General features: G+C 57.8%; 2 protein-coding genes. One reads left to right on the top strand and one right to left on the bottom strand.

What is annotated here, in order from left to right; genetic code table 11:
- Window positions 1-10 precede the first annotated feature (10 nt).
- Entirely contained in the window at window positions 11-223 is a 213-nt protein-coding gene (locus EN949_RS36295; protein WP_127371979.1) for a hypothetical protein, read from the top strand.
- A 963-nt stretch (window positions 224-1,186) separates the two neighbouring features.
- Here EN949_RS36295 and EN949_RS35110 read toward each other — a convergent pair.
- Window positions 1,187-1,384 (bottom strand): tyrosine-type recombinase/integrase, encoded by a 198-nt coding sequence (locus EN949_RS35110; RefSeq protein ID WP_244514468.1) that lies wholly within the window; start codon window positions 1,382-1,384, stop codon window positions 1,187-1,189.
- Window positions 1,385-1,613 lie beyond the last annotated feature (229 nt).

Genomic DNA, 1,613 nt, shown 5'->3' with positions numbered 1-1,613 from the left:
GCGAAGTCTCATGGCGTGGGGCGTGGCGGTTATTGCCGTCATTTTCCTAGGCCTAATGGCATTCTTTGTACTCACGCCCTTATCGAACGGCTCTTGGCAGACGGCACCGTTCAAGCGTGCTCCTGTGCAAAACCAGGGCGGTAATGCGCCAGTGGATACGTCACCCAGCCCGGGCGTGAAAAAAGACCCTCAGGAAAATACTGAAATGCCGGAGCAGCAGTAGTAGGTTCCGACCCGCTGGCAAATTTTTTCCGGGGCCGGGCGGCGATCTTGTCGAACACGTCCTCTTCCTCTGCGTCGCGACTGGCCTTGGTGTCGCCTCCAAGGATCGGGACCGGCCTTCCCTCGATTGCTGAGCTTACAAAATTGCCCAATTCGGAGGCCTGATGCTACACGTGTGTCGGCACAGGCAAATCTGCACAGCAGCTATGCACGATCCACGATTGCAGAAATCGCTGGGCAGCGGGTAGATTTTGATTGTCGGCCATCTACTCCTCCCAGATGCGATGCCGGCGCTGAATGAGGCGCACCTCCTCCCGCGCCACATTCGAAAATCGAGCCCGCTGCCACCTCCTCCCGGCAGCGGGCTTTTTTTTGTCTCCGCCAGCAGACACAGTGGCAAGCATCCGCGATGGCCTGCGAAACCATCCGTAAACCATGCCAACACGGTAAATACTTTATGTCGAACCGATCGGGTTGCAGGAGGTTGTGGGCGGGTCTGCAACAAAGAGGCCCAGCCGATCCATGCACCGCTTACCCATCTTGCCCGCCCTGTTGATCTCCTTCGGGATTGCCTACGGAATTTGCGTCTGGGCGACGTCGGATAAGCCGGTCAGCTTTTTCGAAGCCCAAGCGGCGTCGCAAATGCGTGGAACTGTCGATCGCTCTGAATAGCTGTAACGCCACGGAAGGTGGGGCGGTCCGGTCCTATTATTCACATGGCCACCTTCGTGCACGAGCGCGCGGGCAAGCGCCTCACGGCAATGGCGTAGGTCGATCTTTGCCATTGCCGTGGCCACAGCTTCTCGCACGGTTGGACCTAATGGCTCGGCCAAGCGCCGAGCGGCGTCATCTTTCCTGTTCAAGGTAAGAAGGATGGGTAGCGGACTTCGCCAGCATGAAAAACGCGATTATGCACAACGCGCAGAAGCACGCGATCACGGCAAGTGAGCAGGCAATTACGACCTCAGCCATTTGGATTGTCCTCTAAATGTCGGGTGCTAGTCGGCGAATGATGTCCGCTATAGGACGGGGCGAGGTGAGCATAGTGCTTCTCCACCGTTCGGGTGTCGCTGCGACCAAGGGCCTGTGCCACGATGATCAACGGAGCGCCATTTCGAACCATCGTGCTGGCGTAGGTATGCCGCAGCTCATGTAGCGTCACATCCGACAGGCCGGCCTGTTTCAAAAGCGCTTTCCAGGGCCGATGGTAAATAGCCTTGGCCCAAACGACGCCGCTGTCTTGGGTAAGCAGGGGTTCACTGCCTTATCGATGGTGGGCTCTTGGTTCAGCAGAGTCCAGACAAAGAGCTCCTCCGCCACAACAATTCAGCGCATCAACCCCGCCGCGCGCAGAGCATTTTCGATGACCTTGGAAATCCCACTTGCCGGAC

The sequence above is a fragment of the Mesorhizobium sp. M7A.F.Ca.US.007.01.2.1 genome, from assembly GCF_003998165.1.
GTDB classification, from domain to species: Bacteria; Pseudomonadota; Alphaproteobacteria; order Rhizobiales; family Rhizobiaceae; genus Mesorhizobium; species Mesorhizobium ciceri.
Note: the sequence above shows the minus strand (reverse complement) of the source record. Positions and strands in the feature narration are given on the sequence as shown.